The 25,285-nt window shown below is 67.0% G+C and carries 18 protein-coding genes and 8 pseudogenes; 8 read left to right on the forward strand and 18 right to left on the reverse strand.

Features of this window, described 5'->3' with window-relative positions:
- Positions 1-39 precede the first annotated feature (39 nt).
- A pseudogene (locus ACWY4P_RS45900) lies at positions 40-249 on the reverse strand (serine/threonine protein kinase); the annotation flags it as partial.
- 131 nt (positions 250-380) lie between these two features.
- Positions 381-1,343 (reverse strand): hypothetical protein, encoded by a 963-nt coding sequence (locus ACWY4P_RS45905; protein ID WP_456206764.1) that lies wholly within the window; start codon positions 1,341-1,343, stop codon positions 381-383.
- A gap of 1,458 nt (positions 1,344-2,801) precedes the next feature.
- Between ACWY4P_RS45905 and ACWY4P_RS45910 the strand changes: the two genes are divergently transcribed.
- Both ACWY4P_RS45910 and ACWY4P_RS45915 read left to right on the forward strand, forming a co-directional pair.
- Positions 2,802-3,482 carry a response regulator transcription factor gene (locus ACWY4P_RS45910; protein WP_456206765.1) on the forward strand — a complete coding sequence of 227 codons (681 nt, stop codon included), beginning with the start codon at positions 2,802-2,804 and terminating at the stop codon, positions 3,480-3,482.
- Positions 3,469-4,943: pseudogene (locus tag ACWY4P_RS45915) on the forward strand (sensor histidine kinase). The gene ACWY4P_RS45910 and the pseudogene ACWY4P_RS45915 overlap by 14 nt, the downstream one beginning before the upstream one ends.
- Positions 4,944-5,170: 227 nt before the next feature.
- Here the strand turns inward: ACWY4P_RS45915 and ACWY4P_RS45920 are convergent.
- Positions 5,171-6,874 (reverse strand): IS1182 family transposase, encoded by a 1,704-nt coding sequence (locus ACWY4P_RS45920; RefSeq protein ID WP_456213279.1) that lies wholly within the window; start codon positions 6,872-6,874, stop codon positions 5,171-5,173.
- A gap of 146 nt (positions 6,875-7,020) precedes the next feature.
- Positions 7,021-7,833, reverse strand: a pseudogene (locus tag ACWY4P_RS45925) (integrase core domain-containing protein); the annotation flags it as partial.
- Positions 7,834-7,972: 139 nt separating this feature from the next.
- Here ACWY4P_RS45925 and ACWY4P_RS45930 point away from each other — a divergent pair.
- Positions 7,973-8,665, forward strand: coding sequence for a TetR/AcrR family transcriptional regulator (locus ACWY4P_RS45930; RefSeq protein WP_456206766.1), 693 nt, complete (start codon positions 7,973-7,975; stop codon positions 8,663-8,665).
- 97 nt (positions 8,666-8,762) lie between these two features.
- Positions 8,763-9,821, forward strand: coding sequence for a threonine aldolase family protein (locus ACWY4P_RS45935; RefSeq protein ID WP_456206767.1), 1,059 nt, complete (start codon positions 8,763-8,765; stop codon positions 9,819-9,821).
- Positions 9,822-9,906: 85 nt separating this feature from the next.
- On the opposite strand, the pseudogene ACWY4P_RS45940 reads toward ACWY4P_RS45935, so the two are convergent.
- Positions 9,907-10,373: pseudogene (locus ACWY4P_RS45940) on the reverse strand (formylglycine-generating enzyme family protein); the annotation flags it as partial.
- Between the two features lie 217 nt (positions 10,374-10,590).
- On the opposite strand from ACWY4P_RS45940, the gene ACWY4P_RS45945 reads away from it, so the two are divergent.
- Positions 10,591-10,935: an ArsR/SmtB family transcription factor gene (locus ACWY4P_RS45945; protein ID WP_456206768.1), complete on the forward strand. Its 345-nt coding sequence runs from the start codon at positions 10,591-10,593 to the stop codon at positions 10,933-10,935.
- Positions 10,936-10,955: 20 nt separating this feature from the next.
- On the opposite strand, the gene ACWY4P_RS45950 is transcribed toward ACWY4P_RS45945, so the two are convergent.
- The 4 genes from ACWY4P_RS45950 to ACWY4P_RS45965 form a co-directional block, all read right to left on the reverse strand.
- Positions 10,956-11,321, reverse strand: a complete 366-nt coding sequence (locus ACWY4P_RS45950) for an FAD-binding protein (protein ID WP_456206769.1) — start codon at positions 11,319-11,321, stop codon at positions 10,956-10,958.
- A complete protein-coding gene (locus tag ACWY4P_RS45955; protein ID WP_456206770.1) occupies positions 11,300-11,524 on the reverse strand; it encodes an FAD-dependent oxidoreductase in 225 nt (74 codons plus the stop codon). Before ACWY4P_RS45955 ends, ACWY4P_RS45950 begins: the two co-directional genes overlap by 22 nt.
- A gap of 71 nt (positions 11,525-11,595) precedes the next feature.
- Positions 11,596-13,092 (reverse strand): dicarboxylate/amino acid:cation symporter, encoded by a 1,497-nt coding sequence (locus ACWY4P_RS45960; RefSeq protein ID WP_456206771.1) that lies wholly within the window; start codon positions 13,090-13,092, stop codon positions 11,596-11,598.
- A complete protein-coding gene (locus ACWY4P_RS45965; protein WP_456206772.1) occupies positions 13,089-14,207 on the reverse strand; it encodes a PrpF domain-containing protein in 1,119 nt (372 codons plus the stop codon). The genes ACWY4P_RS45960 and ACWY4P_RS45965 overlap by 4 nt, the downstream gene beginning before the upstream one ends.
- Positions 14,208-14,339: 132 nt before the next feature.
- Between ACWY4P_RS45965 and ACWY4P_RS45970 the strand changes: the two genes are divergently transcribed.
- Positions 14,340-15,239 (forward strand): LysR family transcriptional regulator, encoded by a 900-nt coding sequence (locus ACWY4P_RS45970; protein WP_456206773.1) that lies wholly within the window; start codon positions 14,340-14,342, stop codon positions 15,237-15,239.
- Between the two features lie 107 nt (positions 15,240-15,346).
- On the opposite strand, the pseudogene ACWY4P_RS45975 reads toward ACWY4P_RS45970, so the two are convergent.
- The 4 genes and pseudogenes from ACWY4P_RS45975 to ACWY4P_RS45990 all read right to left on the reverse strand — a co-directional run bounded on the left by ACWY4P_RS45975 (position 15,347) and on the right by ACWY4P_RS45990 (position 18,012).
- Positions 15,347-16,444: pseudogene (locus tag ACWY4P_RS45975) on the reverse strand (integrase core domain-containing protein).
- Positions 16,445-16,866: 422 nt separating this feature from the next.
- The gene (locus ACWY4P_RS45980) at positions 16,867-17,271 is read right to left on the reverse strand and encodes a peptidase inhibitor family I36 protein (RefSeq protein WP_456206774.1); all 405 of its coding nucleotides are present in this window, start codon (positions 17,269-17,271) and stop codon (positions 16,867-16,869) included.
- 215 nt (positions 17,272-17,486) lie between these two features.
- Positions 17,487-17,669 (reverse strand): annotated as a pseudogene (locus ACWY4P_RS45985) (IS630 family transposase); the annotation flags it as partial.
- A gap of 103 nt (positions 17,670-17,772) precedes the next feature.
- Positions 17,773-18,012 (reverse strand): hypothetical protein, encoded by a 240-nt coding sequence (locus ACWY4P_RS45990; protein WP_456206775.1) that lies wholly within the window; start codon positions 18,010-18,012, stop codon positions 17,773-17,775.
- 344 nt (positions 18,013-18,356) lie between these two features.
- Here ACWY4P_RS45990 and ACWY4P_RS45995 point away from each other — a divergent pair, with 344 nt between their 5' ends.
- Both ACWY4P_RS45995 and ACWY4P_RS46000 read left to right on the forward strand, forming a co-directional pair.
- Positions 18,357-18,632: a hypothetical protein gene (locus tag ACWY4P_RS45995; RefSeq protein ID WP_456206776.1), complete on the forward strand. Its 276-nt coding sequence runs from the start codon at positions 18,357-18,359 to the stop codon at positions 18,630-18,632.
- Between the two features lie 800 nt (positions 18,633-19,432).
- Positions 19,433-20,168: pseudogene (locus tag ACWY4P_RS46000) on the forward strand (site-specific integrase); the annotation flags it as partial.
- Positions 20,169-20,172: 4 nt separating this feature from the next.
- Here the strand turns inward: ACWY4P_RS46000 and ACWY4P_RS46005 are convergent.
- The 5 genes and pseudogenes from ACWY4P_RS46005 to ACWY4P_RS46025 all read right to left on the reverse strand — a co-directional run bounded on the left by ACWY4P_RS46005 (position 20,173) and on the right by ACWY4P_RS46025 (position 25,283).
- Positions 20,173-20,565, reverse strand: a complete 393-nt coding sequence (locus tag ACWY4P_RS46005) for a hypothetical protein (RefSeq protein WP_456206777.1) — start codon at positions 20,563-20,565, stop codon at positions 20,173-20,175.
- 1,013 nt (positions 20,566-21,578) lie between these two features.
- Positions 21,579-22,652: pseudogene (locus ACWY4P_RS46010) on the reverse strand (integrase core domain-containing protein).
- A gap of 382 nt (positions 22,653-23,034) precedes the next feature.
- The gene (locus tag ACWY4P_RS46015) at positions 23,035-23,355 is read right to left on the reverse strand and encodes an integrase core domain-containing protein (protein ID WP_456206778.1); all 321 of its coding nucleotides are present in this window, start codon (positions 23,353-23,355) and stop codon (positions 23,035-23,037) included.
- Positions 23,345-23,698, reverse strand: coding sequence for a hypothetical protein (locus tag ACWY4P_RS46020; RefSeq protein WP_456213378.1), 354 nt, complete (start codon positions 23,696-23,698; stop codon positions 23,345-23,347). The genes ACWY4P_RS46015 and ACWY4P_RS46020 overlap by 11 nt, the downstream gene beginning before the upstream one ends.
- A 217-nt stretch (positions 23,699-23,915) precedes the next feature.
- Complete coding sequence (locus ACWY4P_RS46025; RefSeq protein WP_456206779.1) at positions 23,916-25,283, reverse strand: protein kinase domain-containing protein; 1,368 nt, start codon at positions 25,281-25,283, stop codon at positions 23,916-23,918.
- Positions 25,284-25,285: the final 2 nt, after the last annotated feature.

The following is a 25,285-nucleotide window of genomic DNA, read 5'->3' on the forward strand; positions in this document are numbered from 1 at the left end:
CCCGTTGCCCCTTTGGCGCGTATCTCGGTCACATCCCGTGACGCGCGCCGCGGCCCACGCCTCGCGCTCCAGCCGTGTGTACAGACGCTCCACCTTGGCGCTGGGCAGCCCGGCCGGAGCCCGGACCTCCTTGACGGCGACCTCCCGGTGCAGCACCTCGTCGTGGGCGCGCCACACGGTGCCCATGCCGCCTTCTCCGAGAGGGGCGAGCAGACGGTAGCGGCCGGCCACGACTCGGTTAGGGCTCATGCCCGAGGATGCGATGTCCTCGCGCTGAGCCGGGACTTCCCGCCCCTGATCCTCGGGAACGGGCGGATCCGCCCGGACGTCTCCTGCGATCGGATGTCATTGCTCCGCCACCCCTGTTCTCCCCTCTCACGTCAGCAGTTCCCTTGCCAAGGCACCGCATAGGAGCTGCCGATTTCATACAGCCCTGGTGTGGAAACTTTGAAACGGATCCAGTCACCATCACGCTCGATACAACCAGCGCTGGTGCGTAGCCAGGGGGAATAGGGGATACGCAACCTAACCATGCCGGGCTTGGGAACTTGTACTGCAATTTTTGCATTGTCGCTGCTGACGACTGACGCATCTGCACCTGAGATAATTGGCCTGGCACCCTTCACCCGATAAATCTGCCACTGGGAGTCGTGCCATACCGGCTCCAGCCAGCTTGGTCTGCTGCGGACGAGCTTGGCTTCGTCTTTTGCCGCCCAGTCAGGCTCACCCCCCGGCAAGACGACATAACCTACCGCCCACTTGTCGAGCCATGCGCGATATTTCCCAATCGTGAACTGGTTTTCATAGAACAGGCCCCCACGTTCTACATCGAGCTGACGATTCCACCCCCGTGCCAGATTCACGTGAGGACCGAGTACGGTGGTTTCACGATGATTGACAGCAGGCACTACCTCCACACGCGTGCGGTCCGCGTGCAAACGGTCGAGTGCTTTCAGTACACCTTGCGTGTGGGACGCCCATGACGGCACAGGTGTCGACATATTGAGCACATGGATAGTGTGTGCCGTCACCCACTGCACAGAAAGAGCGAGGGAAAGCCCGATAGCTACCCTTGACGCTATTTGAACGCCGCGCTCGAGTAGCACGCAGAGAAGCACCGGAGGCCCGAATAGTTCAGCGAGACGGATTACGTTGGAACCGACAGGCGAAGAAATCAGTCCGGTCAAAACCACACCTGACGCATAAACCGCGGAGCTGAAACGTAGAGTCCTCCACTCTCGCGGTGCCAGCAGCGCCAGAACGATTCCGAAGAGGGCTGGCTTCCAAATATCGCCCATTGCCATGGGCATTACGCCGCTAAAAGGAAAGAGCAAGATTGCCAAAGCGACCACTGCGACAGGCGGTGCACAAACAGCGATAGCTCTTCCAATATCCCGGTTCAAGAGCCACCCTGCCCCAAGAACCAGGAGGAACAGCCCTGCGACGGGACTAGCCAGAGTTGCCAGGGCGCTGAACGCCGATGCCAGGACCAAGCGCCGGCTGGAACCTGCCAGGCTAAGACAGGACACTAGTGCCAGAGTCACGCCCAGTGCGAAAGTCGAGCGCCCCGATGCGACATTCGCCCAGAGAGACAGGGCCGCCAGGAGTGTAGGCCACAGCGGACGACTTACTCCGCTACGTACGAACACACGCCCCATGAACCAGGTGGCAATGATTCCCGCCCCCGCAGTGACAGTCCGCACACCAAGAAAAGCCATCAACTGCGGCGCAATTACACTATAGTTGCCGACGTGGATGCCCCCGTACCAGCCCAGGTTGTAGGGGGATCCGCGGTTTCGGGAGACGAAATCCGCCCATGAAAATTGCGCGGCAAGATCACCGCCACCTGTTGCCAGATAGGCGGCCCATACTGCATAAAGCGGCAGGGCTAGGGCGGTAGCCGAAATCGGGACGTAGTGTTGGCGCCAGCGTGTACGCGCCCATGCGAATCTGCCGGCATGAACACCATCTACAGGCAGTTGGACCGCCGAGACGGAGAGAGGCAATGGTCGTCCGTTCAGTATTTCCCGCGGAACTCTTGTGGAGCTAACGAACGTCCCACTGGGCAATTTGATTGATTTCTGGCTCGATGATCGGCCAGAATTGCTCGAACATTTTGCTGGCGACGGGTGTTCGCCGTCTCGATCTCGTCGAATTAGTCCATCCGTCTTCAGCTAGCCACGGTGCTGGATAGTCGAATCCCGCCGAGCTCATTTACTCACTCCAGTGGGCTACAGAATCTTGCGTGGCCGAGGTGCTCTTCGCGTCATCGGACGCGTTCCACTTCAGTTCATTGAACTTAGCGAGGGAGACTTTCGGGCCGCGGCTCAAGATCCTCTCCGCTTCAGACCGACACGACACAGCATCCGCTGTCGTACGTCCTTGAAAGTTTTTGGCGCGCCGGTTGCGACCAGACCCAACTCGCCGCCGAGACACGCAGATTCTTCCACCGGCGTCAACGTCAGCCACACGTCGTCCGCGGCTACTTCGGGGGCCCGCACGTCCGCTACATCCCCGAATAGAACCGATTGAGTTTCGGATCAATAGAGCGCTGGTCAGCGACAAGGGCGCGATGACGACAACGGCTTTGGCCGGGCTCGGTGATTGTCGACGGGCGAGTATGGGAGGGGAAACCGTTCTGGCCACGGCGGGGCCACGTTCATCACAGGACATCGGTGGCAGGGCCTTTCAGCAGTGGCGAAGACACTCCGCCAGCGTGCCCGGACCTCGTTGACCGGTTGCTGATCCAACCTGACCGGCCGATCAGGAAGGCGGGCCGGCGCTGTGCGAGGCTGAACCGCATGCGCATCCTGGTGGTCGAAGACGAGGTGGACCTTGCCCACACCCTGCACACCGGTCTGACCGCCGAGGGCTACAGCGTCGACCTCGCCCATGACGGCCGGCAGGGACTGTGGATGGCCCGGACCGGCGAATACGCCCTTGTCGTACTGGACTTGATGCTGCCCGGACTCAACGGCTACAAGGTCTGCGCCCAGTTGCGCCGGGAGGGCAACGCGACCCCCATCCTGGTCCTCACCGCCAAGGACGGGGAGTGGGATCAGGCGGAGGCCCTGGACACGGGGGCTGATGACTACCTGGCCAAGCCCTTCTCCTACGTGGTGCTCGTCGCACGGCTGCGGGCCCTGGTCAGACGAGCCGCCACGGTCGCCCCGCCCGTCCTTGCCGTGGGCGACCTCTCGTTGGATGTCGCCGGCCGGGTCTGCCGCCGGGCCGGGGCCCGGGTGGAACTCACACCCCGGGAGTTCGCCGTGCTGGAGCTGCTGGCCCGCCGGGCGGGCCAGGCGGTCTCCAAAACGGATCTGCTCTATCACGCGTGGCCCGACGAAGCCCGGGATCCCAACCTGGTGGAGGCGCGCGTCAGCGCCCTCCGCAAGAAGGTGGACGCCGCGTTCCACCGGCAGTCCCTGCAGACCGTACGGGGTACCGGCTACCGGCTGGTGGACGACCGTGAACGCGACTGAGCCGCGACGCCGCTGGTGGCCGCGTTCGGTACGGGCCCGCGCGGCCCTGGCCGCCGCCTCGACCGCCGCCGTCATCCTGGTGGGCATCGGCTGGTGGGTACACCACGACGTCTACCGCCAGGGCACGCAGATCGCCGAAGAACAAGCCCAGATGCAGCTCTGGTCTCTCATCGATCAGCTGAACGAGGGTGTGGTTCCCGTTCGCAGAAGCGCCGTGCCGTACGAGGTCGTCGCGAGCGGCCGGCGCTCCGCTGTCGCCTACGGCGGAGGCATGGACGACCTCGATCCCGGCACCCGCCATGTGCTGCCCGCCCCATCGGAGGCCAAGGGGTCCGCGTTCTTGACGATCCGTCCCATCCGCATACCGGTGCGCCGCGACTACAACCCCAGGGACAGATTCGAACTGGCCGGCGGGACCTACCTGGTCATGTCCGCCGATATCAGCGCCGATGAACTGAGCAGCGACAAAGTCGCCGCTCTGGGCGTCGCCGCCGACGCCAAGCTGCGGGTCTATGTGGTGGTGCTCCCGCACACAGCCGAGGCAATCACCAAGACCACCGACCGCCTGCTGCTGCGGGCCGGGCTCGTCAGCCTCGTACTGATCGCCGCCGTCGCCTACTTCGCCGTCCGAATCGCGCTGCGGCCGGTCGAAGCCATCCGCGTCCTCACCGCCTCGGTCACCGCGAGCGACCCCCGCGAACGCGTCACCGTCCCCGCCACGGGACACGAGATCACCGCCCTGGCCACCACCATCAACACCACCCTCCAACGCCTCGACAACGCCGCCGCCCAGCAACGCCGCTTCGTCGCGGACGCCGCCCACGAACTGCGCAGCCCCCTCACCACACTGCTGGCCAGACTGGAAGTCGCGCTCGCCTACCCGGAACGCACCGACTGGCCCGCCGCGGCCACCACCGCCGCACGACAGACCCGCCGCCTCCACGCCCTCGCCGAAGACCTGCTGCTCCTCGCCCGCCTCGACACCCGCACCCCATAGCCAGCCCTGAAACCGTTGACCTGACAGCCCTCGCCTCCCGGCTGACCGAGCAATACCCCCTCACCGAACGACCGTTGACCCTCACCTGCGACAGCACCGCCCCCGCACACGCACACGGAAACCCCGACGAATACGAACGGCTGCTGCGCAACCTCATCGACAACGCCGCCCGCCACGCCGCACACCGCATCCAGATCACCGTCCGGAACCAGGACGCCTGGGTCGTCCTCACGGTGCACGACGACGGACCGGGCGTGCCCACCGAGGACGCCGAGCGCATCTTCGAACGCTTCGTCCGGCTCGACGACGCCCGCTCCCGCGACCAAGGCGGCACCGGCCTGGGCCTCGCCATCGCCCGTGACCTGGCCCACCGCCACCGAGGCACCCTCACCCTCACCCCCCGGACCCTCGGAGCATGCTTCCAACTACGCCTCCCCCGAGCCCCCACCCCAGCCGAGAAATGACGCGCTTCACCGCGGCCGCACCGGCCACCCGATGAGACGCCGCTGGTCGGCCAAGCACAAACGGCACGGGCTGCTGGTCATCGCCCTGACCGATGCAAGGGGCGGCTGCTGTGGACCTCCACCGCCCGACCCGCGCGCGGCTCGGTGATCACCGCCTGCCCGCCACGACAACCTGGTCGGCCGACTCCGCGCGGCCGGCCTCTGCCCGATCCTGTTGCCCATTGTGGTTATGCGGTGAGGGTGTGCTCGAGTCGGGTGAGGTGGCTGGTGCGGGTGCGGTCCAGGGGGCGGTCGTTCCACCAGGCGTTCAGGCGGATCAGGTTGAGTGCGACGGCGGAGTAGATGTGTTCGAGATGGGTCTTGGCCAGGCCTCGGTAGCGTGTGCGGCGTGTGCCGGTGACTGCGGTGGCCTGCCGGATGGTGCCCTCGATGCCGGCGCGTAAGGCGTAGTCGGTGTTCCAGTCCTTGGTCTTCTGCCGGGTTCGGGTGTGCCGGAGTGCCTCGGTCATCTGTCTGGGGTGGAGGGAGAGTTGGCGGCGGTTCTTCTTCGCGGTGGTGCACTGGGGTTTGAAGGGGCAGGGGATGCAGTCGAGGGCGGCGAAGCTGACCACGGTCTTGGGGATACCTTCGCTTACGACGGGGTTCCAGGTGGCGCTGGTATGTCCGGCGGGGCAGGTGGCCTTCTTGGCTTCCCAGTCGATGGTGAAGTCGGTGGCGGCGAAGCCTGCCTGGGCTTTGGCCTGGCGGGAGGTGTCCAGCAGGACCGGCGTGATCAGTGCGATGCCGTAGGTCTTGATCGAGCCGTGGATGAGTTCGGCGGTGGCGTATCCGGAGTCGAGATAGTGCTCATCGGGCAGCAGCCCGCGTTGCTGGAGCGCGTGGTGGACTGCGGGGAGAGTCTTGCTGTCCGGCACTGTGGAGTGGGTGGTGGCGATGTTCGTGATCAGGTTCGGGTGTGTGCGTGCCTTCTCGGGGGCGGAGGTGCAGGTTTCGCTGATGTGGAGTTTGTAGCCGTTCCAGAACATGTCGCGTTTGGCGGACCAGCGAGCATCGGTGTCATAAGGCGAGGTCAGACGTAGGTGGCCGGGCGGGCGGCCGTCACCGCCTTCATCGGTCTTTTCCCGCCGCTTGACGACCTGGCGGCTGCCTCGGGTGGTGGTGCGGGTGTAGTTCTGCAGCAGCACGCACCGCAGGACCTGCACCGTGGGCAGTTCGCGTAGCCAGTCCGGAGAGCTGGAGTGGTAGACCGCGCCCAGCAGGGCGAAGCCGTCCCGGGCGAAGTCCACGGCCAGTTTCTGCTGCTTGGTCCGGGAGGTGGGCAGGCGCCAGCTGTCCACCCGTGGTCCGTACCGCCTGCTCCATGAGGTCACGTCCACGCTCTGTGCGACCCAGTCCGGATCCGCGCAGGTCAGCGTTTCAAGTGCGGCGCGAACCGCTTCCCCGGCCAGTTCCAGCCGGTTCAGGTCGCGCACCGCCGCGATCACGTGGGTGGAGTCCGTGCGCTGCTTGCCTCCTGCGGCCAGCAGGCCTTGTTCGACCAGCCTGGCCACCAGCAAGTCCAGTACCTTCTCTTCCAGGCCATGGGCGGCAACCCGGGTACGGAACTGGGAGAGGACACTGAAGTCGAAGCCGGGATCCTCCAGGCCCAGTCCGAGCGCGTAGGACCACGAGAGTTTGTCCCGCGCCGCCTCGGCAGCCTGCCGGTCGGTCAGGTTCTCGGCCATCTGCAGCACCGTGACCAATGCCAAGCGGCCCGGTGACCAGCCACGCGGCCCCGTAACCGCGAACGCTTCCGCGAACTCGGCATCCGCGAACAACTCACCGAGCCGATCACGCACCACGACCGGCAGCGGCACCTGACGTCCCCGGTACTTTGCCCGCACCGCCCGAGCCACCTCCGGCGCCGGCTCCGGCCACGACCGCGGCTCCATCGACACAGACACCCTCCCGCTCCATGACCGGGAACGAGAAGGACCGGCCACCAGACCAGCCTGCCGCAACAATCAACACCCCGACCAGCACAAACAGCAAATGGGCAACAGGATCTTGCCCTTGCCGGAAATCTCATCCGTGCAGGTCACGCTGCATGTCGGTATTCGTGGAGGATACCGCCGAGGCGATCGTGCCGGCGTATGTCGAGGCGGGCTAACGTGTCCGGATCGTCGATGGGTGGGGGCAAGGGGTGCAGCGGTCTGCCGTTCGCGATGGCCTGGTGTGGTCGGTGTCCGTTGTAGAACTGCTCGAACTCGCGCAGGGTGTGGAGGAGGTTTCGCTGGTTCCAGATCAACGTCCGGTCCAGAAGCTCGCGGCGACAGGTCTGTATCCACCTTTCCATGATCGAGTTCATCCTCGGCATCTGGACGCCGGTGAGCACGACGTCGATCCCCGCGTCCTTGAGGACGGCATCGAACAGTTCGGGGAACTTCCCGTCCCTGTCCCGGATCATGAACCGTGCCCGGCAGCCGAGGTCTTCGAGGTCCATGACCAGGTTCTTCGCCGCTTGCGCCATCCAGGAGGCGGTCGGATGTGTGGTGGCGCCCAGGATGCGGATCCGGCGACTGCTGTGTTCGATCACTACGAGCACGTACATCCGTGTCCCCGAGAGGGTGACTGTTTCCATGAAGTCGCAGGCCAGCAGGGCATCAGCCTGGGTGCGAAGGAAGTTGGCCCAGGTGCTGGAGTTCCGCTCGGGTGCTGGGTCGATGCCGGCCTCCTTCAGGATTTCCCAGACGGTGGACGCGCCCACCTTCACCCCCAGTACGAGGAGCTCGCCGTGCAGGCGTCGGTACCCCCAGCTCGGGTTCTCCTTCGCCAGGCGCAGCACCAGGATGCGGATCGAGCGCACTTGTTGGTCGACGCGCCGCCGCCTCCTTCCGGGGCGATCCTTGCGCTGCTGTCTTCGGCCGTCGGGCGGGAGAAGCGGGCGTCCGACAGGAACCCCAAGGAGATCTTTCTTCAAGGCCGCCGTGGTGATGTGGCCGAATGAGGCTCCTGGGACATTCGATACGTTGTACCGTACGATGACTCGCATGCCCCGGCACTCTCCCTCACTGGACCGCGCGACCCCGGACCGCATCGCCGAAGCCGCTCTCCTCCTGATCGATGGGGGCGGTCCTGAGGCTTTGACCTTCCGTGCGCTGGCCGCGCGGCTGCAGATCTCTCTCGCTTCGCTGCAACGTCGCTGCACCGACCTGGCCGGACTGCTGGACTTGTGCGTCGACCACCTGGCCGCCCAGTTGCCCGAGACCGAACCGGACGCCGACTGGGCCGCCGCCACCGAGACCCGGTTCACCGCCCTCTACCAGTTGCTGGCCGCTCATCCGGGGCTGCTCGCCCTGCGCGGCACGCGGCCCTGGCTCGGACCCCACCTGCTTGCCCGCCTGGTCGAGCCGCAACTCGCCGACAGTCTCGCCGCCGGATTGACTCCCGAGGACGCGATCACCGCGTACCGGCGGATGTACCTGCTGACCCTCGGGAGCGCCGGCTTCGTGGACCACCGCGACGCCAAGGCTGCCCAGGCCGCCACCCGCACCGCGCTGGCCGCGCTCGATCCGGAGGAGTTCCCGGCGCTGACCGGCAACCTGGCCGCGATCGTGCCCGCCGTGACCGACCACGAGGTCTATTACGGCGCGCTGTGCCAGCTCATCGCGGCGGTGGATCCGGCGCGGGCCCTCCTCCCGCCGGGGGACTGCTCCGCGCCACGGCACCGCCGCGACAGCTGACCCGGCAGCGGCGCAGCGCCGGGTTCCTCTGTCGGCTCAGAAACCAGAACCCGCTGCACAAGAACAGCCCGTCCAATAACAGCAAGGACCTCCGACCATGAGCACCACCACAACCAACCCGACGTCACGCATCTTCAGCAGCGACAACGTCGCCGGCACCTCACCGGAGATCATCGAAGCGGTGACCGGGGCGATCTCCGGCCCGGCCCTGCCCTACGGAGCAGACGACAGCACGGCCACGGTCAGGCGCAGACTGAGCGAGATATTCGAACGTGACGTCGACGTCCTGCTGGTCTCCACCGGGACCGCCGCGAACGCCCTGAGCCTGGCCGCGCTGACCCCGCCCTGGGGCAGCGTGCTGTGCCACCGCGACAGCCACATCAACAACGACGAGTGCGGTGCGCCCGAGTTCTACACGGCGGGCGCGAAGCTGGTCCCGCTGGGCGGGGACGATGCCAAGATCGACCCGGAGGAGCTGCGGGCTGCCGCACGGCACAAGGCCGGGGACGTGCACAGTGTGGAGCCCTCCGTGGTGAGCGTCACCCAGGCCACGGAGACCGGAGCCGTGTACACCCTCGATGAGATCCGCGGGCTCGGGGCGATCGCCAAGGAGGCGGGTCTGCGCCTGCACATGGATGGTGCGCGTTTCGCCGGAGCCGTGTCCTCCCTCGGCTGCACTCCCGCCGAGCTGACCTGGCGGGCCGGGGTCGACCTGCTGTCCTTCGGGGCCACCAAGAACGGCACGATGACGGCCGACGCGATCGTCGTCTTCGACCGACCCCTCACTTCCGAACTCGCCTTCCGCGCCAAGCGGGCCGGCCAGCTCACTTCCAAGATGCGCTTCCAGGCGGCCCAGATGGACGCCTACCTCAGCGACGACCTGTGGCTGCGCAACGCGGCCCACGCGGGCGCTATGGCGGCCCGTCTCCGGGAGGGCCTGAAAGCGGTGCCCGGCGTGGGGCTGCTCGGTGCCGCCGACGCCAACGTTGTCTTCTGCCGTCTGCCCCAGAAGGTGATCGAAGAACTCCTGGCCGAGGGCTACGCCTTCTACCACGACCGCTGGGAGCCCGGTGTCGTCCGCTTCGTGACCTCCTTCGCCACCACGGAGCAGGACGTCGACCACCTCGTCCAGGCCGTCAGCCGTCACGCCACCTGACCGAACGGCCGCACCGGGCCCCTCGGCCTGCCCGCCCGCCCTGCCGTAAGCTCCTCCGCGAGCACCCGCAGTCGGTCGCGGGTGTTCAGGCGTCTCGGGCGCAGCGGAATGCAGTGTGGCCGCTGGCGCCGTCGGGTGTGTTGGCGGTACGGGCGGCGACGCGGTACCGGTTGCAGTAGGACTTGTGGCACAGGTGCGATCCACCGCGGATGACCTTCTCCTGCCCGGTGGCGGGGCCCTGCGGGTCGATCGCCTTCCCGGACGGGTGGTGCGTGCTCCACCAGTCCGTGCACCACTCCCACACGTTGCCCGAGGTGTTGAAGAACCCGAATCCGTTGGGCTCGAAGGCGTCGGCGGGTGCCGGGCCCTCGGGCTGGTCCCAGCGGGCGGCGGTGACCCGCACCATCAAGGGGTGCCGACCGGGCGGGGTGCCTTGCGTCGCAGTGCGGCCGACAGGAAACAGGCGAACACGTAGGACCAACCGATGCGTTCGGCCTCGGTGACATAGCCCGTGGCGTCGACGAACTTCGCGAACTTCCCGTTGGGGACCGCCCCGCTGCTCCGGGGTCCTGGGAGTGCCGGTCACGTGAGCTGTCACAACCCCAACCGTTAAGTTTTATGGGCGATAGATTTTTGGTTCGTGGATCCCCGGTGGGTGTCAATGGAGAGCGAACACCAGCGCTGTAAGATGTTCATCGAACACTAAGCAAGCGACCGGGACTCTCACGGGGTGTTCCCGGCGAGGATGCGTACGGCGGGGGAGAGGGACATGTCGAACCAGGCCGCCGGAGGTGGTCACCGCGCGGCGCCGGTCCACGTGGATCCCGAGGACGTGTCCGTCCTGACCGCGCTGTCCGCGCTCGCCGACCCGGTGCGCATCCAGCTGATCCGTGAGCTGGCGGGCTCCGCCGTCTGGACACGCAGCTGTGGCAGCTTCGACGTGCCGGTCGGCAAGGCCGCGCTCAGTCACCACTTCTCGGTCCTGCACGGCGCCGGCCTGGTCGAACAGCGTGATGAGGGGCCCAGGCGGGTCAACCGACTGCGTCGTGAGGAGTTCGAAGCCCGTTTCCCCGGGCTGCTCGACCTGATCCTCCGCGCCGACGGGGCTGGTTGAGGCGTCCAGGCCGGTCGGACTCACCCGACCCGATCGGCCGCAGCGGCTGCCGCTGAGCGGCCGGCGCTGCGGCCGAACACCGACCCGGCGGTCAGCCCGGAGCCGCCCGGATAGTTGAAGTAGAAGAGCCCGCCGACGAGTTCACCTGCCGCGTGCAGGCCCGGTACGGGCAGTCCGCGGGTGTTGAGGACGCGTACGTCGGGGTCGATGCGCAGGCCGCCGAAGGTGAAGGTGATGCCGCAGGTGACCGGATAGGCGGTGTGGGGAGGCGTGTCGAGGGGCTGGGCCCAGTTGGACTTGGGTGGGGTGACGCCTTCGGCGCGGCTGCCGTCCCTGACCGTCGGGTTGAAGGGGCCGCCCGTGATCACGGCGTTGAACTCCTGCACCGTAGAGGAGAGTTGGTCCTCTTCTCGAGATCCGCAAGGTGCGGACTGTGGCTCAGGGGCGCAAGCGGCTGGTCCGTGAGCGGGAGGCGCCGCGGGGCCTTTTCCAGTACGAGGACTCGGGCCCCCTCTTGCCGGGCGGAGTGCGCGGCGCAGAGTCCGGCGTTTCCGCCACCGACGACGATGACGTCCCAGGGTGCTGCCATGAGTGCGGGTGCTCCTGATCGCGAGAAGGGGCCGGTCCGGAGCGGAGGCTCCGGACCGGCTGTGGGGGGCGTCAGCCGGCGGTGGGCACAGGGTCACGGTCCGATCCGGCCGCCGCCTTCGGGCCGGCCTCCTCCGCGTCCCCTGGCTCCGCACCGGATGCGGGTTCGGCCTGCGGCTGGGGATGCATCTGAGGCTGGAGATCGGTCCGCGGCCGCAGATCGGTCCGCGGTTCAGGGGCGTGGCCGGCTTCGGGGGCCGAGGTGTACGGGATCTCGCCCTTCAGGACGGCCCTGGCGCGCTCCTCGTCGAGTTGCCCCTCCCACTTGGCCACCGCCAGGGTGGCGACGCCGTTGCCGACCACGCTGGTCAGGGCGCGGGCCTCGGACATGAAGCGGTCGATGCCGAAGATGAGCGCCAGGGCGGCGACGGGGACGTGCGGAACGGCGCTGAGCGTTGCGGCGAGGGCGACGAAGCCGGAGCCGGTGACGCCGGCGGCGCCCTTGGACGTGAGCAGCATGACGGCGAGCATGGACAGTTGCTGGGTGAGGCTGAGGTCGATGCCGAGGGCTTGAGCGAGGAAGACCGAGCCCATGGTCAGGTAGATGGCGGTGCCGTCGAGGTTGAAGGAGTACCCGGCGGGCAGCGTGATGCCGACGACGGGCTTGGAGGCGCCCGCGTGCTCCAGCTTTGCCATCATGCGCGGCAGCACCGGCTCGCTCGACGAGGTACCCAGGACGATCAGCAGCTCCTCCTTGATGTAGCGGAGGAAGGGCAACAGGCGCAGGCCGTTGATGCGCATGACCGTACCCAGGACGACCAGGACGAAGAAGAGGGCGGTGAGCCAGAAGGAGCCGACCAGCAGGAAGAGGTGGCGCAGGGTGTCCAGGCCGTAGTTGCCGATGGTGAAGGCCATGGAGCCGAAGGCGCCGATCGGGGCCAGTCGCATGATCCAGCGGATGAGCGTGAACAGGACCTTGGACAGCTTCTCGATGCCCTGGGTGACCCCCTGCCCCGACTGGCCGGCGGCGTTCAGGCCGAAGCCGAACAGCACCGAGACCACCAGCACCGGTAGGATCTCGTGGCCGGTCAGCGCGCTGATCAGGGTGTCCGGGATCATGGCGAGGACGAACGCGGCGAAGCTCTCGTGGCTCTCGGTCGCCTCGGGCGGCAGGCCCTTGGCGGAGAGGGTGGAGGGGTCGACGTGCAGTCCGCTGCCGGGCTGGACGATGTTGACGACGACCAGGCCGATCACCATGGCGACAGTGGTCAGCACCTCGAAGTAGATCAGTGCCTTGAGGCTGACCCGGCCAACGGCGCGCGCGTTGCCCATGGAGGCGATGCCGTGGACGACGGTACAGAAGATGACCGGCGCGATCATCATGCGGACCAGGGCGATGAAGCCGTCGCCCAGGGGTTTGAGCTCGGCTCCGAAGGACGGCCACAGCCAGCCGGCGGCGGCCCCGGCGAGGACACCGATCAGGCACTGGACGTAGAGCAGGGACAGCAGTCGGCGGATGCGGCCGGGTGGAGCGGTGACGGTACCCGGGGCGGCGTCGTTGCGGCTCATGCGGGGCGTCCTTCCAGGACGGGAACGAGAAGTTCGGCTCGGGCGATGCGGCGGGCGGCGCGGTGCAGCAGCACCGTGGGCGACGCGCCGTCCGCCGCGGGGACGGCTTGGGCGGCGATGACGCCGGCGGGGGTGCCCAGGCGCAGCGTGCCGTCGGCGGTCTGCCGGGCGACGCGGTGGGCGAGGGTGCCGGGGGTGGCGGCCGCGGTGGCCAGCGCCACGGCGGAGGTGAGACCGATGGCCGGGTGCGGAGCGTGCATCGACACCATGCGGACGGCGAGGTCGTACTCGTCCTGCCCGACCGGGGTGCCGTCGGTGGTCCGGTAGGCGGCAGGCCGGGCGACGACGCCGACCTTCGGCACGGCGTGGCTGACGGGATCGCTCTCCCCGGCCAGTCCCATGGCCAGGGCGGCCTCACGCCGCAGTACGGTGAGCGTGGGTACCGCCGCGGCGAACTCCACCAGGGATTCGGTGCCCTGGAGACCGAATGCCTTGGCCTCGAACAGCGCGGCCGGGGCGCCCGCGTCGACCAGGGACGCCTCGACCGGACCGGCGGGCCCCTTCAGGGTGTCCAGGGCGCGACCGGTCGGCAGGGCACGTCCGGTGGTGGAGCCCGCCGGGTCCTCGAAGCCGAGCAGGACCGGCACACCGAGCGCGGCAGTGCCCGGCACGGCGGCCGTTCCCTCGTCGGGGGCCCGGTGCCCCGGGGTCGGGATAGTGCCGGTGAGGCGGGCCCCTGTGTTGACGTTGAGCATGCGCACCGTGGTGGAGTCCGACGCGATCGGCACCAGGCCGTGGTGGACGGCGTACAGGGCGACGGCGGTGGCGCAGTTGCCGCAGTTGCTGGTCCACTCCACGCGCTCGTCACCGATACCGACCTGAGCGAAGGCGTACTCGACGTCGATGCCCGGCTCGGCCGACGTCCGGACGATCGCGGCCTTGGAGGTGGTGGAAGAGGCGCCGCCGACGCCGTCGATCTGGCGGGGGTCGGCGGCGTTGTAGGCGGCGAGCAGCAGGGTGTCGGCGTCCACGCCGGTCGCCACCACATCGTGGTGGTCGAAGATCCAGCACTTGCTGGTTCCTCCGCGGATCATCTCGCCCTGCAGACGCAACACAACAGACTCCTCGTGGAAACCCCGACGGCACGTCCGTGCGGGCCGCGATCCACAGTGGGCGCCGGGAGCGTGAAGTACAATCTCGGAAATCTGCAGGGGTATTAAGCTGACATTAACGCTGGAGGTGGCGCGGTGCTCGACGTCCGGCGCATCCTGCTCTTCACCGAGGTCGCCCGCCGGAGCTCGGTCACCGCGGCCGCACGGGCCCTCAACTACACAACGTCAGCGGTGTCCCAGCAGGTCAGCCGCCTGGAGGCAGAGGCCGGGCAGCCTCTGCTTGAGCGCCATGCGCGGGGCGTCACGCTCACCGACGCGGGACGCGCCCTCGCCGAGCGCGGGGAGCGGATCGAGCGCGAACTGAAGGCCGCCGAAAACGAACTCGCCGACTTCGCGGGACTCCGCGCGGGCACACTTCGTGTCGGCACCTTCCCTACTGTCGGTGCCTCCCTCCTCCCCCGGGCTGTGATCGCCTTCCGGGAAGCGCATCCCGGCGTACGGCTGACGGTGCGCAGTTCCCGTATCGCGGGCCTGTGGGCGATGCTGGAGAACCGGGAAATCGAAATGTCCCTGATGTGGGACTACGACTGGAACCGTATCGACCGCGAGGACATCGTCGTCACCTCACTCGTCGACGATCCTCCGGCCCTCCTCGTCAGCGAGACACACCCGCTCGCCGGCCGCGACTCGGCCGCCCTCGCCGACTTCGCCGACGACCCTTGGATCACCCGCGCCGAGAACCACCCCGTGGCCGAGGCTCTCGCTCGCAGCTGTCACGCCGCCGGCTTCGAGCCGCAGATCGCCTACGAGGCCCACGACTACCAGGAAGCCCAGGCCATGGTCGCCGCCGGCATCGGCATCGCCCTCGCCCCCACCCTGGCCCTGGAGGGCATCCGAGCCGGCGTCAGCGTCCTGCCGCTTCAACCCCCCGCTCCGGTGCGTCGCATCCTCCTGGTCCGCATGAGTGACCACGTCCTCACCCCTGCCGCCGAGGCGTTCGCGGGCTTCCTGCGCGACAGTTCTGCGGCTGCCTGACGCGTATCACCCGCCAGTAGTGGGAACGTCGCCGCGTTATGGACCGGCGTCAAGGACCGAACCCGCGTCGTGAACCTTGCGCTTGCCGAATACCTCGTCCGTGCAGGTCACGCGGCATGTCTGTATTCGTGGAGGATGCCGTCAAGGCGGTCGTGGCGTCGTATGTCGAGGTGGCTTAGCTTGTCCGGATCGTCGATTGGCGTCGGCAGTGGGTGTAGTGGTCGGGCGTTCGTGATGCCCTGGTGCGGTCGATGGGAGTTGTAGAACTGCTCGAATTCTCGCAGGGCGTGGAGGAGATGGCGCTGGTTCCAGATCAAGGTCCGGTCCAGGAGCTCGTGTCTGCAGGTCTGCACCCACCTTTCCATGATCGAGTTCATTCTCGGCATCTGGATTCCAGTGAGGACGACCTCGATCCCCGTACCCTTGAGGACAGCGTCGAACAGGACGGGGAACTTCCCATCCCTGTCCCGGATCACGAATCGCGCCCGGCAGCCGACGTCCTCAAGGTCCATGACCAGGTTCTTCGCCGCTTGTGTTACCTATGAGGTGGTCGGGTGTGCGGTGGCGCCAAGGATCCGGATGCGGCGGCTGCTGTGTTCGATCACCGCGAGTACGTACATCCGGGCGCCGGACAAAGTGACCGTCTCAAAGAAGTCGCAGGCCAGGAGAGCATCGGCTTGCGAGCGTAGGAAGTCGGCCCACGTGCTGGAGCACCGGTCGGGCGCTGCATCGACGCCGGCATCCTTCAGGATCTTCCAGACGGTCGACGCGGCCACCTTCACTCCCAGCACGAGCAGCTCGCCGTGCAGGCGCCTGTAGCCCCAGTTTGGATTCTCCCTTGCCAGACGCAGCACCAGAATCCGGATGGAGCGCACCGTACGAGGTCGACCAGGTCGCTTGGGGCGCGATAACGCGGCATGCCGGCGCCTTGCGAGGTCGCGATGCCGGCGCAGTACCGTGTCAGGACGCACGAGCAGCCGCACACGCCGCAGGGCGGGCAACGACAGCTGGTGCAGCAGCGCCGCCAGGAACGCCCGGTCGCTTGAGCTGAACCGGACGTTTTCTTTGCCGAGTTGGCGTTCCAGGACCGCGATCTGGTGGCGCAGGGCCAGGATCTCTACATCCTTGTCCCGGTCGCTCATCGGCAGCAGACGCAGCACCGCGAACGCATTCGTCACACCGAGGTAGGCCAGTCGTAGCAGCACGATCGATCATCATGACGCGTGGACCACGGCTACGCGAGAGGCCGACTCGAGCGACCGCGGCCGAGGACTGTGGGGTCCGGTGCAGGCCTCCGACCAGCGCGGATGACATTCTCGGCAAGCACACCGTCAGCCCACGCGAACTCCTCGCACTGCTCCGGGCCTTCGTCTTGCCCCGCCCCTGCCAGGACACCGATCCCGCGCACGCGCTCCGCTGGTCACACTGGCGCCGCCGACACCAACATCGGGCAGCGGACTGCCACCGCCGCTGGAAAAACGTCACGGCAGTGGCCATCGCATGACAGGAACCTCACGACTCACGACCTACAACTGCCGTGACAGCGACCTAGCTGTGGTGACTCAGAGCCTCTCCTGATCTCCCGACGCCGAAGCGGGAGAGGCCCCTCGTCAGGAAAGATCGATCACTAGCACCTCTTCAGTGAGCTGATGTCGTTCGCATGACCGTACTGCGAGGTGTTGCCGCGCCAGTTGCCGACGGGCCAATTGGGGCCGCCCCATTCCTTGTCGACATACAGGCACCAGACATCGCCGGTGCGGTTCCAGACGGAGCGGACCTTATCGTTGAAGACGTAGCCCTCGACCGGGTTCGCCAAGTTCTCCGAGCCGTAGTAGAAGCGCGCCCAATGGCCCCCGACCGCCCCCACGTTGGCGTTCCCGTACTCCCAGATGCAGAAGTAGTACTCGGGGCACTGCTCCCACGAGCTGATGGATTTCGCGGAAGTCACCCGCGTGTCGTCCAGAGGTGCTGCCTGGGCCGTGGCGGGCACCGTGACCGCAACCGCGGCGGCGAGCCCCAGGGCCGTAGTCATACCTTTCAACCAACGCACAGTATTCACTGCCTTCCGTCGATCCATCCGCACCGGTCGTCCCGGCTTCCCCTCGTCCCCCCTGTGGGCCGAGGTGCGAGCTATGGTGTAGCGCGGATGGGTTGTCCGGCGCCGGACCCGGGAGTGTCTCGGCGAATTTCCAGTGCTATATGACCGAAAAGTCGTAGCGGCTACTGAACTTGAATGCGTGATGTCGGTCAGCCGTCCATGATCAGGTCTGTGCCGGCGAGGCAGCCGTCGACGAGGTGGGGGCGGTACTGGATCTGCTTGAGTCTGAGTTTGACTGCTCGGGTGATCTGGGCCAGGTTGGCGGCAGCGAGGTTACCGATGTCGCGTTTGACCAGTGACCAGATGGCTTCTTGTGGGTTGAGGTCAGAAGCCATCACGATGCAGTGGCCGCACCTTTGCCCGCAGGCACCCCATCCACCACGCTGAACCGCAGCGTTGCCTTACGCCTCACGGACTACAGCTGCCGTGACTGCTTCACTCGCCTGCTGTCGCCACCAGGAAGAAGCCCGCCCTGTCGAATTCCTCCAAGGCAAAACGGAGAGTGCGGGCTTGAGAGATGACGTCACGAGGCGGGTCACCGTTTTCGATAATGATCGATTTCCCAGCAAAGGTGAGCATGTCCCTATAGAAGTAGTCAACTACGTTTGGCGTCATATCGACATCGTCACCAAGAGCGTCGCCGTGTGGGTCGCCATGGGGGTCACGGTATGTCACCACGGGCGAGTCGAGAACGATGAATCCCGGGTGCGGTCGGGAGTGTTCGTGGCAGTACTGGGCCAGAGCCGCGGTGAACGCTGAATGCAGTACGGAGCGGACTCCCTCTCCGCGACCAGACCGCAGGCGACTTCCCTGAAGGGTGTCTTTATTGCAAGCCCGGGAAGTTGGGCAGGTGGGCTGGTTGTCAAGCGGTTCGTCGAAGGCGGGGTAGGCGAACGGGGCTCCGCGTAGGACGGAAGTCGACCAGGACACACCGTCTCTGTAGGAGCCCCGTTGCATGGTCAGTCTGGCATGCCCGCGCTGCGTTACGGGCGGCGCGCCGTCGGGTGGGGGTCGAGCCGTTGGCGTTGCTGTTCGCGCGGCTCCGGGGCCCGGTGGCCACGGCGGTGACGGCCGGCGCGTTCTGGCAGGGGCTGCGGCTGGTGGCCTGGGACTGGCAGATACTCCACGCCGCAGGCATCGATCCCGCACCACGCCGCACCGGCCCAACCTGGCGCGAGTTCCTCTCCGCACAGGCCACCAGTCTGATCGCCTGCGACTTTCTCCACATCGACACCATCGGGCTGCAACGCCTGTACGCCGGCGTCGTCGGGAGTAGTCCCATCGGCGGGCGATGAGCTTGCGGTGCCAGGCCAGCAGCGTGCTGGGGTGATGGGGAAGGCCTTGGCCCAGCGGCGGCGGGGGACCAGGGAGGACAGGGAGGCGAACCACAGGCGGTCCGCGGGTTCGTACCGTACTCGACCTTGTATCTGGCGTCGTAGCACGGCGTTTTCGTGACGCAGGACGAGAAGTTCAGCCTCCTTCGAGGCGTCCCGCCGCAGAACGACCGCCGGGACGGAGAGAAGACCTCGAGTCACCTGGTACAGAAGGGACGCGATCGCCTAAACATGGTCGCAGCTCTCTGCGCGCTGGGGCGGGGCGTTTGACCAGCGGCGATGAATAACCGAGCCCCACAGGACCTGGCGTTCCTTCCTCCGTTCAGAGGGCTTCTCGAAACCGAGTGTGGTGCCTGGGTTCGTGCTGGTCAGGCATAGTGCCGGGGTGGGTGAGGTAGGTCCGGTGCGTCCGTGGAGGTGGCGTGCTGGAGGTGTGTGATGGCGTCGGTGCTGGGGCGGCTGGGCGGCTGGAGGAGCGGGAGCGTGCGGCCCGGAAGCGGGTGGAGGAGTTGCAGGCCGAGTTGGAGGCGGCGCAGTCGGAGTGGGACGAGTGGCTGATCGCCCGCAGGCGGGTCGGCGAGGTGTGGGACGCGGGTGAAACCGCAGGCCAGGAGGGTGTGGCGGGGAAGACGCCGGGCGGGAACGAGGCGGCGACGCTGGCGGCGAAGCCCGGGTCGCTGGTTCCGGTCTGGCGGGAGGGGCTGTCGGCCGAGGTGCTGGCGCCGGATTATCAGCAGGTCATGGGCCTGCTGGCCGAACGGGCGGTGCTGTCGTGGCTGGGCTGGTTGCGAGGAGTACGGCCACGACGGCCCGGCGGCCCCGGCCTGGGCGAAGCGGCTGGCGGTGCCGGATTCTGAGACCCCGGCCCGCTCGAAGATGGCGGTCGACCGGCTCATCGCACGGCGCGAGGTCGACCTGCAGGAGAAGACGCTGTGGCGGATGCTCTACGAGACCGCCGGGCGGGCGGAGGAGATCGTCGGCGTGAACATCGAGGACCTGGACTTCGCCAGGCGCCGCTGCCCGGTCAAGGCCAAGGGCGCCCGGACCAAGGCCCGCCGCCGGGGCCAGGCGGGCGAGGACTTCGTGCTGGAGACCGTGTACTGGGACGCCGGCACCGCCCGGCTGCTGCCCCGGCTGATCAAGGGCCGTATCCGAGGTCCGGTGTTCGTCACCCACCGGAAGCCGGGCCCCGGCAAAGTCGTCAGCCCGCGCGACGTCTGCCCTGACACCGGCCTGGTCCGGCTGTCATACGGGCAGACCCGTGCCCTGCTCGACGCCCACACCGCGGTCGGCGGGGCGCCGGGCACGGGCTGGGACCTTCACGAGTACCGGCATTCGGGCCTCACTCACCTCGGCGAGGCCGGGGCCAGCCTGCCGATGCTGATGGCGAAGTCCCGGCACAAGAAGCCGGAGAACGTACGGAAGTACTTCCACCCCTCGGCGGAGGCGATCGCCGAGGTCACCAGCCTGCTCGCGCCGGGGGACAGCAGACGCTGAGGTCTTACAGCCCGGGGATGCCGTGGTCGTAATTTCCGGGCGCCATCCACTCGTGCAGGGCCATGCGCCGATAGACGTGGGGACCGATGACCTTGTCCCACTGGCCGGGGGCCGCCTCGTCCAGGGCGTTGTTCCAGCGGCGCATCCAGTAGCGGTCCGCGACCCAGAAGGCAGTCTCGGCGACGGTCGAGCCGTCCAAGACCAGGCTGTGGTCGCGGACCCGGCGCAGGGCCTCGGCGAGCTCTTCGGGCCCGATCGGATGCCCCTTGTCGACGGCATCAACCCCGTGTTCCGCATCGGCATGTTCGGCGGCATGGGGCAGGAGGGTGAGGCGGGAGCCCGCCCTGCTGCGGGTGAAGAAGGCCAGGTACACACGCCAGGCGGGCCGGGGACTCATCTCGTGCGCGACGAACAGCAGCCCTCTGCCGCAGTACAGGGGTGCGTGCGTACGAGGCGTCGGGGCGGACGCGGTCGAAGAACGGATCGCCCGCCCGGTAGGCGGTCAGCCGCCGGTGCCGCAGGTCGTCGCGAGACGGAAGGGTTCCTGTACGGCAGTCTCGGGCCCGGGCACAGGGCGCGGGCGTTCGAGCCTGTGGATAACGTCAGAACGAGGGGTCAGAGACGCCGTGCAGGCGCGGCAACTTCCGTTCGCCCGTCGGCTCGGCTACGCCTAACGCGCCAGCTCCACACGGTGTGTCCCATGAGAGCCACGGCGACGACGCATGCTGCGACGCGAATTACGTTCCAGGTTATGGCAAAAACTGGACCCTGCGAGTCCGCCTCTGTACTCAATCGCTCAGTGGCCTCGAAGAAGGCGATCAATGGAACAATCAGGCGGAACAGAAGGCCCCCAACTCCGGGCGTTCGCGCTACGTTCCCCACGAGTCCCACCGGCGCACCAAACACGAAAGCCGCTATTCCCCACACGCGAATTTGCCCCTCACTGGAGGCGTCAGATTCCATTCCGGCCGGAATGGAATCGGTAGGTTCCATTCCGGCCGGAATGGTGGGGTTCACATCCTTAAAAAGGTAGTACGTGACTACACCGATAGCCAACCCTAAAAACGACAGCAACGCTGACTCGATTTTCGATCGACAGAAATAGCCCACCAGGAATGCATAACAGGCCCACGGCCAACCGCTAGAAAAAACAATACTCACGGCGACGCAAACGGGATTATCCCATTTCCCAGCAACGGGACCCACTAGGCCAAGTAGCAACCCCACCCCGAGAGACACAGTGACCGGCACAAAGCGAGCACACGTAAAGCGCATGATTTCTCTTCCCTGTTCAGCGAGTAAGTCCGAGTGGCAGGTGGCGCCACTCCGAGGCTGCGCGAGCCACCGTACAGCCCCTGAGGCCCGCGCCCTGGCGGAGGACTGCGGGTGCCGATAAATCATCCGCGCAGCTCAGGCGGCGTGCTGGCATTCGCGGAGGGCTCCGCCGAGTCGGTCTCGTCTGTGGACTTCCAGGCGGGTGAGTTGGGCTTGTTGGGTGATGGGTGATGGGTGTGGGTAGTGGGCGGCAGGGGGCGGCTTGTTCCAGGGCTCTGTGCGGGCGGTATTCGTTGTAGAAGGATTCGTACTCGCGCAGGGTGTGAAGGAGGTGGCTCTGGTTCCAGATCGGGTCCGGTCCAGGAGTTCGGTGCGGCAGGTCTGTATCCAGCGCTCGATGAGGGAGTTCATCCGGGGTATCCGAATGCCGGTGGTGACGACCTTGGGACCGGCATCGGTCATCAGGGCGTCGAAGGCGGCAGTGAACTTCGAGTCTCGGTCGCGGATCAGGAACTGTGTCCTGCTGCCTGTGTCTTCGAGGTCCATGAGGAGGTTGCGTCCGAGCTGCACGATCCAGTCCCTGGTCGGATGTGCGCTGGCACCGAGGATCCTGATGCGACGGGTGATGTGCTCGATGACGGCGAAGACGTACAGGCGCGCCCTTGTCAGGAGAGAAGGGCCTTGGCCTGGCTGCAGAGGAAGTCGGCCCAGGTGGTGCTCTGTCGTTCGGGTGCGGGTGGGATGCCGTGCCCGCGGAGGATCTCCCAGACCGTGGAGGCGGCGACCTTGAGCCCCAGTGCTGCGAGTTCGCCGTGGATCCGGCGATATCCCCACGAGGCATTCTCCCTGGTCAGGCGCAGGACCAGGGCGCGGATCGAGTGGATGGTGCGTGGGCGTCCACGCCGCTTGGGCATGCAGGTCGCGGCATGGCGCCGCCTGAGCAGCTCACGATGCCAGCGCAAGACCGTCTCGGGGCGAACCAGCAGCAGAAGGTGCCGCAGTCTGTCTTTGGGCAGGTGGCACAGAAGGCCGGCGAGGACAGCGCGATCGCTGTCGGTGAAACGCAGGCTTGCTGACCTGGCGCTGCAGGACAAGCAATTGGTGCCGGAGCACGAGGATCTCGATGTCCTTGTCTCTGTCGCTCATCGGCAGGAGGCGTAGGAACGCAAGGGTGTTGGTCGCGGCGAGGTAGGCCAGGCGCAGCAGCACGACAGATCATGATGCCGTCGGGGCCTTGTGCAGGTGAAGACGCCGGGGTGAGCATCGGCCAAAGTCGAAGATCTCTGAACAAGCTCTCACCTGCGTGGATGATTTACCGGCACCCGCACACTTCAACAGCCACCGGCCCCACCAAGGCCGAGACCAACTCGCGCCCCAGCGACGACCCGAACGTCATACCCCTGCCACCAGCCCGAATCGAACGTCGACAAGCCGTCGCCGGCCTCGTCAACGAGTACCGGAGAGCCGACTGACGACGACCAAAGCCGCAGCTCAGCGCCAATGAAGCCATTCTGAAGCGCTACGGGGATGTGCATCGCACCCTCACCGCAGACTGCGGGCACTGCCCTCGCCGGAACCTCATCCGTGTAGGTCACGCCGCATGTTGGTAATCGGGGAGGGGGCCGCTGAGTCGATCGTGTCGGCGTATGTCGAGGTGGCTTAGCTTGTCGGGATCGTCGATTGGTGTGGGCAGTGGGTGTAGCGGTCGGGCGTTCGCGATGCCCTGGTGCGGTCGATGGGAGTTGTAGAACTGCTCGAACTCTCGTAGGGCGTGCAGAGGATGGCGCTGGTTCCAGATCAAGGTCCGGTCCAGGAGCTCGTGCCTGCAGGTCTGCACCAACCTTTCCATGATCGAGTTCATTCTCGGAATTATGATGAATCGTGCCCGGCAGCCGGCGTCCTCAAGGTCCATGACCGGGTTCTTCGCAGTTTGGGTTACCCAGGATGTGGTCGGGTGTGCGGTGGCGGCCCAGGACCCGGATGCGGCGACTGCTGTGTTCGATCACCGCGAGTACGTACATCCGCGCGCCGGACAAGGTGACCGTCTCAAAGAAGTCGCAGGCCAGGAGGGCGTCGGTTTGGGAGCGCAGGAAATCGGCCCATGTGCTGGAGTTCCGGTCGGGCGCCGGATCGATGCCGGCATCCTTCAGGATCTTCCATACGGTCGAGGTGGCCACCTTCACTCCCAGCACGAGCAACTCGCCGTGAAGGCGCCTGTAGCCCCAGGTTGGATTCTCCCTCGCCAGACGCAGCACCAGAATCCGGATGGACCGTACTGTACGAGGAGCGACGAGGCCGACGACCGCCAGTCCAGGTGCAGGCCTCCGACCAGGGCGGATGACATTCTCGGCAAGCGCAGGGGCGAACCTCGGAGTGCGAAGCGATGAAGCGGCGGACAGGTAGCGCGGGCTGTCCTTTGTTACCGTCACGGTCGCCGGCCGGTATCTCCCGCGTAACTGCCGCAGTCAGGGCTCACCGCGCCGCCCGCTCCAGCGCCCCGCGCAGCTCCGCCGCGCTCGCGCAGCCGATCTCGGGGTGCTCCCGCAGCGCCGTGTCGATGACCTCCGCGAGGCGTCGTGGGATGGCCGGGTCGCGGCGGCGGATCGGGATCGCCGGCTCCTGCAGGACGACCTGCCAGGGGTCCTTGGCGCGCGGGAACTCGCGCGGGGTCCTTCCGGTCAGCGTGTGGTAGATGCAGGCGGCAAATGCCCAGACGTCCGCGGCGGGGGTGGCCTTGCGGAAGTCGATGACCTGTTGGCGCGGCATGAACATCGGTTTGCCCGCTGTGGTGCCGGTGCGTGTCAGCCCGCTCAGGCCCGCCTGGTCAAAGGCCTTTCCGATGCCGAAGTCCGCGATCTTCGCCGTCGTCGAGCCGTCGGTCTCCCTGTGCAGCAGGATGTTGGAGGGGCTCAGGTCGCGGTGGACGACGCCCTGCCCGTGCGCGTGTTCCAGGCCCTTGAGCGCCTGCACCGCGATGGGCACCGCTTCCTCGACCGGGAGTCGACCGCCGCGTTCGGCGACGAGCCGGTCCAGGCTGCCGCCGGTGCAGAACTCGGTTGTCAGATAGAAGGTTCCGTTCGCGAAGCCCGCGTCGTGCAGCGCGACGACGTGCGGATGCTTCATTGCCCGGGTGAGCGCCACCTCGCGCAGGAACCGGGCGCGCGCCGTCTCGCTCGCCGCCACCTTCGGCAGCATCACCTTCAGCGCCACCTCGACGCCGGTGGCCTCGTGCCGGGCCAGGTACACCGCGCCCATGCCGCCACGGCCGAGTTCCCGGATCACCGAGTAGCCGCGGATGGCCATGAGGTCGGCGCGGCCGCCGTGCGCCAGCTCGAGCAGCAGCTTGAGCACGGCGTCGGGCCGGGCCTGACAGGCGGCGCACAACAACTCGCCGGGGCGGCCGCCCGCCTCGTCGCCCAGCTCGCGCTCGCACTTGGCGCAGCGCGCGAGCCTCAGCGTGGCGACCTGCGGCCGAGTGATGTCGACGCGGAACACAGTGTCACCGAGGCGGATCCGGTCGCCGTCCTTGAGGTCGTGCTCGGGGTAGGAATCCGCGACTGCCTCCTCGGGGGTGAGGCCGCGGCGCCGCTGGCCGATCTTCTCGCCGTTGACGTACGTGCCGTTGAGGCTGCCGAAGTCGCGGATGCGGATGTCCGGCGGGTTGATGTCGAGCAGGCAGTGGTGGCGGGAGACGGTCTTGTGGTCGGAGTCGTCGGGTAGTTGTGGCGAACAGTCGGTGGAGCGGCCGAGGATGCGGGTGGTGCGCTCCTCGAAGACGTACGCGCCGGGCTTGGCCCGGCCCTCGACGAGGGTGAGCGTGATGGTGGCCGAGGGCGTCACAG

It is taken from the genome of Streptomyces sp. LZ34, assembly GCF_053890475.1.